This is a genomic window from Cellulomonas sp. PS-H5, assembly GCF_019265565.1.
GTDB lineage: Bacteria > Actinomycetota > Actinomycetes > Actinomycetales > Cellulomonadaceae > Cellulomonas.
On the sequence record NZ_JAHVCI010000052.1, the window covers coordinates 22,075 to 30,325 of the forward strand.

The following is an 8,251-nucleotide window of genomic DNA, read 5'->3' on the forward strand; positions in this document are numbered from 1 at the left end:
GTGACCCCCGCTGAGCTCTCCGAGTCCCTGCGCGCCGCCCTCGCGGGCGCCGTCGCCGACGGGACCTTCGCCCTGGACGCCGCCGACCTGCCCGCCACCGTGCACGTGGAGCGACCCCGCCAGCGCGAGCACGGCGACTGGGCGACCAACGTCGCGCTGCAGCTGGCGAAGAAGGCCGGGACCAACCCGCGCGCCTTCGCCGAGGAGCTCGCGCGCCGGCTCGCGGACGCCCCGGGCGTCGCGAAGGTCGACGTGGCCGGGCCCGGCTTCCTCAACATCACGCTCGACGCCGCCGCGGCGGGCGAGCTCGCCCGCTCGGTGGTCGAGGCCGCGGGCGGGTACGGCCGCAACGCGTCCCTGTCCGGCGAGAAGATCAACCTGGAGTTCGTCTCCGCGAACCCGACCGGCCCGATCCACATCGGCGGCGTCCGCTGGGCCGCGGTCGGCGACAGCCTCGCGCGCGTGCTCGAGGCGTCCGGCGCGGCCGTGACCCGGGAGTACTACTTCAACGACCACGGCGCGCAGATCGACCGGTTCGCCCGCTCGCTGCTGGCCCGCGCCAAGGGCGAGGAGGCGCCGGAGGACGGCTACGGCGGCCAGTACATCTCCGACATCGCGGAGACCGTCATCGCCCAGGCGGTCGCGGCCGGCGACCCCGACCCGCGCACGCTGCCGGACGCCGAGGCGCAGGAGGCGTTCCGCGCGCGCGGCGTCGACCTCATGTTCGGCGAGATCAAGCAGGCGCTGCACGACTTCGGCGTCGACTTCGACGTGTACTTCCACGAGGACTCGCTGCACGAGAACGGCGCCGTCGACCGGGCCGTCGCGCGGCTGCGCGAGCTCGGCCACGTCTTCGAGTCCGACGGCGCGACCTGGCTGCGCACCACCGAGTTCGGCGACGACAAGGACCGCGTCATCGTCAAGTCCGACGGCGAGGCCGCGTACATCGCGGGCGACCTGGCGTACTACCTCGACAAGCGCGAGCGCGGCTTCGACCGGGCGATCATGATGCTCGGCGCCGACCACCACGGCTACGTCGGCCGGATGATGGCGGCGTGCGCCGCGTTCGGCGACGTGCCGGGCGTGAACCTCGAGATCCTCATCGGGCAGATGGTCAACCTGGTCAAGGACGGCCAGCCGGTCCGGATGAGCAAGCGCGCCGGCACGGTCGTCACGCTGGAGGACCTGGTCGACGCCGTGGGCGTGGACGCCGCGCGGTACTCGCTGGCGCGGTCGTCGACCGACTCGTCGATCGACCTCGACCTCGACCTGCTGACCCGGGCGACGAACGAGAACCCGGTCTACTACGTGCAGTACGCGCACGCCCGCACCTGCTCGGTCGGCCGCAACGCCGCCGATGCCGGCGTGCGCCGGGAGGACGGGTTCGACGCGTCGCTGCTCGACCACGCGACCGAGTCCGTGCTGCTGGGCAAGATCGCCGAGCTGCCGCGGATCGTCGCCCAGGCGGCCGAGCTGCGCGAGCCGCACCGCGTCGCCCGGTACCTGGAGGAGCTCGCCGGGGCGTACCACAAGTGGTACGACCAGCGCCGGGTCCTCCCGTTCGGCGACGAGGAGGTGTCCGACGTGCACCGCACCCGGCTGTGGCTGAACGACGCCACCCGCCAGGTGCTCGCGAACGGGCTGGCGCTGCTCGGCGTGAGCGCCCCGGAGCGCATGTGACCGGCGGCCCGACCGCCGCGCCGGCCCCGCTCGGCCTGCCCTGGCCCGCCTCCGCGGGCCGCGGCGCCGACGGGGCCGTGCGCGTCGCGGGGGTGGACCTGCGCGACCTCGCGGCGGAGCAGGGCACGCCCGCGTACGTGCTGGACGAGGCCGACTTCCGGGCGCGCGCCAGGGCCCTGCGGACCGCGTTCGAGTCCGCGTTCGCCGAGGTCGGCGCCGGCGTCGACGTCTACTACGCGGGCAAGGCGTTCCTGTCCGTCGCCGTCGCGCGCTGGGCGCACGAGGAGGGCCTGCGGGTCGACACCTCGACCGGCGGCGAGCTCGCCGTCGCGCTGCGGGCCGGCGTGCCGGGCGCGGACCTCGGGCTGCACGGCAACAACAAGTCGGACGCGGAGATCGCCCGGGCGCTCGAGGCCGGGGTGGGCCGGCTCATCGTCGACTCCCGCGGCGAGGTCGAGCGCGTCGCCGCGGCCGTCCGCGCGCGGGGCGCCGGCGCCGAGCCGGCGCCCGTGATGGTGCGGGTCACCACCGGCGTGCACGCGGGCGGGCACGAGTACATCTCGACCGCGCACGAGGACCAGAAGTTCGGCCTGTCGGTCGCCACGCCCGCCGACGGCGGCGACAGCCCGGCGCTCACCGCGCTGCAGCTCGTGCTCCGGCACCCCGAGCTGCGGCTGCTCGGCATCCACTCGCACATCGGCTCGCAGATCCTCGACCCCGCGGGGTTCGCGGTCGCGGCGCAGTCGGTGCTCGGGCTGCGCGCCGACCTGGCCGCGCGCACCGGGTACCTGGTGCCGGAGGTCGACCTCGGAGGCGGGTTCGGGATCGCCTACCTGCCCGGCGAGGTGCCGCTCGACGTCGACCGGATCGCGAAGGAGATCGCCGCGGCGGTCGACGCGACCTGCGCCGCGCTCGGCACGCCGCTGCCGCGGCTGTCGTTCGAGCCGGGGCGCGCGATCGTCGGCCCCACCACGCTGACGCTGTACACCGTGGGCACCGTGAAGCCCGTCTCGCTCGACGAGGGCCGGTCCCGTCTGTACGTCTCCGTCGACGGCGGGATGAGCGACAACATCCGCCCCGCGCTGTACGGCGCGCACTACCACGCAGCGATCGTGTCGCGGGAAGGCGCCGCCGAGACGGTGCTCGCGCGCGTGGTCGGCAAGCACTGCGAGAGCGGCGACATCGTCGTGCACGAGGTGCAGCTGCCGGCCGACGTGGCGGCGGGCGACCTGCTCGCGGTCGCGGCGACCGGGGCGTACGGGCGGTCGATGGCGTCGAACTACAACCACGTGCCGCGACCGCCGGTGGTCGCCGTCCGCGAGGGCGCCACGCGGGTGCTGGTGCGGCGCGAGACCGAGGACGACCTGCTGGCGCTCGACCTGGGCTGAGCCGTGCCCGCCGCCCCCGCGGGCGGCGCTGGGTAGGTGGCCGGGCGTCGGTTGAGTGCTCCGTGCCGTCGATAGCGTCTGCTATCGGAGGTGATCGGGATGGTCGACGGGGACCAGGACGGGACGACGGCGGTCGAGGCGGCGTTCGGGGCGTACCTCGGGGAGGCCGCGGTGCGGGCCGACCGGCTGCGGGCCGAGGCGGCCCGCGGGCTCGTGCTCGCGGTGCGGCAGGCGGCGGCCCGCGGGTGGAGCCAGCGGCGGATCGCCGGGGCGCTCGGGCGGAGCCAGCCGGAGGTGGCCCGGCTGCTGCGCCGGGCGGACGCGGTGCCGCCGGCGGTGGACGTCGTGCCGGCGAGGAGCGAGGTGGTGGTCGACGGGGCGCCGGGGGACGGGCACGGCGGGGCGCCGCCGGGGGAGCGCGCGGACGGACCGCCACCCGAGACCGTGCTGAACCGGGTGCTCGGCAGTCAGCGGGACGCGATCGTCGCGGCCGCGGGCAGGCACGGGATGTCGAACGTCCGGGTCTTCGGGTCGGTCGCGCGCGGCGAGGACGGCCCGGATTCGGACGTCGACCTTCTGGTCGACCTGGAACCGGGGGTCAGCCTGTTCGACCTCGGCCGTGCGCAGGTGGAGCTGGAGCAGATCCTGGAGCGACCCGTGGACCTCGTGCCGGCGCGGATGCTGAAGCCCCGCGTCGCCGCCACGGTCCAGGCCGTCGCGCTGTGAGGCGTACACCGGTCGACCTGGTCGTCGAGGCGGTGGAGCACGTCGACGCGGTGCGCGCCCACGTCGACCGCCTCGGGCTCGACGACCCCGCGGGCTTCGACGCCGCGTGCCTGCGGCTGGCCGCGGCCATCGACTGCCTGTCCGGACTGCCGGCCGGGCTGCGGGACGAGATCTGCGGCGGCGACTGGCACTCGGTCCGGTCCACGCGGAACCGGATCGTCCACGGGTACTTCGCCGTGGAGTCGGAGGTGGTCCGCGAGGCCTTGGTCCGCGACCTCGAGCCGTTGCGCGCCCGGCTCCTCGCCGCGGCCGAGGTCATCGACGGGACCGCCTGACGCGCACGGCCGCAGCCGCCGCCGGACCGGCGCGCCCACGGTGTGGATACCCGGCCGCCCGCCGAGGGCGCGCCCCTATCCTGTGGTCCGGTCGGGCGCCGCTGCGCCGGACCCCACCCCAGCAGGCCCGGAGCAGACCGGGCGTGATCGGAAGGTGCACGCGGTGACCCCACGCGACGAGTCCGTCAGCCCCACCTCGCCCGCGCCCGGCGCGACCGGCCGCCCCGCGGTGCGCGTCGCGCTGCTCGGCTGCGGGGTCGTCGGCACGGAGGTCGTCCGGCTGCTCACGACGCAGGCGTCGGACCTCGCCGCGCGGGTCGGGGCGCCGCTGGAGCTCGTCGGGGTGGCGGTGCGCGACGTCGAGGCCCCGCGCGACCCGGTCGTCGACCGCGCGCTGCTCACCGCGGACGCCGAGGGCCTGGTTGCGAAGGCGGACGTCGTGGTCGAGGTCGTCGGCGGCATCGAGCCGGCCCGCGGGCTGCTGCTCCGCGCGATCGAGCACGGCGCGGCGGTCGTCACGGCGAACAAGGCGCTGCTCGCCGAGGACGGCCCGACGCTCTACCAGGCCGCCGACGCCGCGGGCGTGGACCTGTACTTCGAGGCCGCGGTCGCCGGCGCGATCCCGCTGGTCCGCCCGGTGCGCGAGTCGCTCACCGGCGACCGGGTGCACCGCGTGCTCGGCATCGTCAACGGCACGACCAACTACGTGCTGGACCGGATGGCGACCGAGGGCCTCGACCTGGCGGACGCCGTGGCCGAGGCGCAGGCGCTGGGCTACGCCGAGGCCGACCCGACCGCCGACGTCGAGGGCTTCGACGCCGCCGCGAAGGCCGCGATCCTCGCGTCGCTCGCGTTCCACACCCGGGTCTCGATCGACGACGTCGACCGCCAGGGGATCATGCAGGTCACGGCGGACGACGTGGCCTGGGCCGCGCGCACCGGGCACGTCATCAAGCTGCTGGCGATCGCAGACCGCCGCGCGACCGAGGACGGCGCGGAGGGCGTCCAGGTCCGGGTGCACCCGGCGCTGGTCCCGCTCAGCCACCCGCTGGCCGGGGTGCGCGGGGCCTTCAACGCGGTGTTCGTCGAGGCGGAGGCCGCCGGCGAGCTCATGTTCTACGGCCGCGGCGCGGGCGGTGCCCCGACGGCGAGCGCCGTGCTCGGCGACGTCGTCTCGGCCGCCCGGCACCGGGTGCACGGCGGGCGCGGCCCCGCCGAGTCCTGGTACGCCGCGCTGCCGGTGCTGCCCGCGGAGTCGGCGCGCACGCGCTACCAGGTCCGGCTCGACGTCGACGACCGGCCGGGCGTGCTCGCGCACGTGTCCGCGGTGCTCGCCGAGCACGGGGTGTCGATCGAGGCCGTCCGGCAGTCGCCCGCCGACGTCGCCCCCGCGGACCCCGCCGCCGACGGCGACGACGCGCCCGGCGTCGCCCGCCTGGTCATCACCACGCACGAGGCGCCGGAGGCCGCGCTGGCCGCCACCGTCGCCGCGATCCGCGACCTCGCCTCCGTGCGCGAGGTCGTGTCCGTCCTGCGAGTCGAGGGAGCCTGATGGCACACCAGTGGCGCGGCGTGATCCGCGAGTACGCCGACCGGCTGCCGGCGCACGTCCAGCAGCGCGTCGTCACGCTCGGCGAGGGCGGCACGCCGCTCGTCGAGGCCCCCGCGCTGTCGCGGCTCACCGGGGCCGAGGTGTTCGTCAAGGTCGAGGGCATGAACCCGACCGGCTCGTTCAAGGACCGCGGGATGACGACCGCGATGTCCGCTGCCGCGGGCCGCGGCGCCAAGGCCGTCGTGTGCGCCTCCACCGGCAACACCTCGGCGTCGGCCGCCGCGTACGCCACCGCCGCCGGCATGGTGTGCGCGGTCCTGGTGCCGGACGGCAAGATCGCGATGGGCAAGCTCAGCCAGGCGGTCGCGCACGGCGCGACGCTGCTGCAGGTCGACGGCAACTTCGACGACTGCCTCATCGCCGCGCGCAAGCTCGCCGAGGCGTACCCCGTCGAGCTGGTGAACTCGGTGAACCCCGACCGCATCGAGGGCCAGAAGACCGGTGCGTTCGAGATCGTCGACGCCCTCGGCGACGCCCCGGACATCCACGCGCTGCCCGTCGGCAACGCCGGCAACATCACCGCGTACTGGAAGGGCTTCCGCGAGTACGCCGGCCTGGACGCCGGGGCGGACCTCGACCCGGTCGCCACGCACACGCCGGCGATGTGGGGCTTCCAGGCCGCCGGCGCCGCGCCGATCGTGCACGGCTACCCGATCACCGAGCCCGAGACGATCGCGACCGCGATCCGGATCGGCAACCCCGCCTCCTGGACGCAGGCCGAGGCGGCCCGCGACCTGTCCGGCGGGCTGATCGAGGCCGTGACGGACGACGAGATCCTGCACGCGCACCGGGTGCTGTCCTCGCAGGTCGGCGTGTTCGTCGAGCCCGCGTCGGCCGCGGGCGTCGCGGGCATCCTGCGCCTCGCCCAGGAGGGTCGTGTGCCCGCCGGCGCGCGCATCGTCGTGACCGTCACTGGTCACGGCCTCAAGGACCCGCAGTGGGCGCTGCGCACCGCGGACGGCACGGAGGTCGAGACCACCCGGGTGCGGCCCGACGTGGTGGAGATCGCCGCCGCGCTCGGCCTCGGCTGAGGCGCGCCGTGCGACTGGGTGCCGACCGGGCGCGGGTGCGCGTCCCGGCGACGAGCGCGAACCTCGGACCTGGGTTCGACGCGCTGGGCCTCGCGCTCGCGCTGCACGACGAGGTCGAGGTGCGCGCGCTCGGCTCGGCGGACGTGCTGGTGGACGTGGTGGGGGAGGGTGCCGACGAGGTGCCGTCCGGCGACGACCACCTCGTCGTCCGCGCGCTGCGGCACGCGCTCGACCACGTCGGCGCGCCGCAGACCGGCCTGCACCTGACCTGCCGCAACCGCATCCCGCACGGTCGCGGCCTCGGGTCGTCGGCCGGCGCCGTGGTCGCGGGCCTGCTCGCCGCGCGCGCGCTGGTCGCGGAGCCCGAGTCGCTGGACGACGACGTCGTGCTGCGGCTGGCCACGGAGCTCGAGGGGCACCCCGACAACGCGGCGCCGGCGCTCCTCGGCGGTGCGACGGTGGCCTGGTCCGAGGGCGCCGACGCGGTGCGCGCGGCCCGGCTCGCGGTGCACCCGGACGTCACGCCGGTCGCGGTGGTGCCGTCGAGCCGGCTGTCGACGTCGCACGCCCGCGGCGTGCTGCCCGCGCAGGTGCCGCACGGCGACGCCGCGTTCCAGGCGGGCCGCGCCGCGCTGCTGGTCGAGGCGCTCGGCCGCCGCCCGGACCTGCTGCTGCCCGCGACCGAGGACCGGCTGCACCAGGGCTACCGCCGCCCGGTGATGGCCGAGAGCCTGGCGCTCGTCGACGCGCTGCGCGCCCGGGGCGTCGCGGCGGTCGTGTCGGGCGCGGGACCGACGGTGCTCGTGCTCGCGCGCGCGGCGGGTGAGCCGGACGGCGACGGGGCCCGGCCGACCGACGCGGACGACGCGTTGCAGCAGGTGTTCGGCGGGGTGATGGGCGGCTGGCGCATCGTCCCGCTCGCGATCGACACCGCGGGCGCGGAGGCCCGGAGACTGCCCTGATCGACGCGCCCCGGTGCTATGCTGGGCGCCGTTCCCCGGGCCTCGTCCTGACATCCGCTCAGCCATTTTCCGGTGCAGCGTCGCTCAGGAGATCCGAGCCCGGGAACGATCCAGCCCACGCGAGTCGACGCGATCGGCGCGACCCGTGCGGCTTCACCGACGCGCCGGCCCCGAGACAGGGCCGGACGCGGACCGCGCGCCCCGACCGTGGGCGGCGGTCCCCGACGAGGGGGAAGGGTCCTTCGTGACAGACACCATCGAGCCGGCCGTGAGCAGCGCCTCCGGCGGCTCCGCCCGTGGTGGCGCCGTGTCCGCCATGCGCATGCCGGAGCTCCAGGCCCTGGCGGCCGAGCTCGGCGTGACCGGGACCTCCCGGATGCGCAAGAGCGACCTGGTCGACGCCATCCAGGCCAAGCGCGCCGGTGGCGGCGAGCGCCCCGCCGGGCGCACCCGCCGCGCGGCGACGCGCGACGCCGGCCGGCCGGACACCGCGGCCGCCGCCGAGACCACCGCGCCG

Annotated in this window: 8 protein-coding genes; all 8 read left to right on the forward strand. The window is 76.3% G+C overall.

The genetic code is table 11. The features are described from left to right. The gene (gene argS, locus J5O08_RS16610) at positions 1-1,680 is read left to right on the forward strand and encodes an arginine--tRNA ligase (RefSeq protein WP_218707999.1); all 1,680 of its coding nucleotides are present in this window, start codon (positions 1-3) and stop codon (positions 1,678-1,680) included. Next, a complete protein-coding gene (gene lysA, locus J5O08_RS16615; RefSeq protein WP_218708001.1) occupies positions 1,677-3,068 on the forward strand; it encodes a diaminopimelate decarboxylase in 1,392 nt (463 codons plus the stop codon). Before argS ends, lysA begins: the two co-directional genes overlap by 4 nt. Before the next feature lie 99 nt (positions 3,069-3,167). Further along, entirely contained in the window at positions 3,168-3,794 is a 627-nt protein-coding gene (locus tag J5O08_RS21160) for a nucleotidyltransferase domain-containing protein (protein ID WP_255590080.1), read from the forward strand. Continuing rightward, a complete protein-coding gene (locus tag J5O08_RS21735; protein WP_218708003.1) occupies positions 3,791-4,129 on the forward strand; it encodes a HepT-like ribonuclease domain-containing protein in 339 nt (112 codons plus the stop codon). Before J5O08_RS21160 ends, J5O08_RS21735 begins: the two co-directional genes overlap by 4 nt. Positions 4,130-4,292: 163 nt before the next feature. After that, positions 4,293-5,681, forward strand: a complete 1,389-nt coding sequence (locus tag J5O08_RS16630) for a homoserine dehydrogenase (protein WP_218708004.1) — start codon at positions 4,293-4,295, stop codon at positions 5,679-5,681. Continuing rightward, positions 5,681-6,772, forward strand: coding sequence for a threonine synthase (thrC, locus tag J5O08_RS16635; protein WP_166938314.1), 1,092 nt, complete (start codon positions 5,681-5,683; stop codon positions 6,770-6,772). Before J5O08_RS16630 ends, thrC begins: the two co-directional genes overlap by 1 nt. 8 nt (positions 6,773-6,780) lie before the next feature. Next, the gene (thrB, locus tag J5O08_RS16640; protein ID WP_218708005.1) at positions 6,781-7,734 is read left to right on the forward strand and encodes a homoserine kinase; all 954 of its coding nucleotides are present in this window, start codon (positions 6,781-6,783) and stop codon (positions 7,732-7,734) included. A 244-nt stretch (positions 7,735-7,978) separates the two neighbouring features. After that, positions 7,979-8,251: Rho termination factor N-terminal domain-containing protein (locus J5O08_RS16645; RefSeq protein WP_218708006.1), on the forward strand; the 273-nt coding region annotated here is incomplete at its 3' end.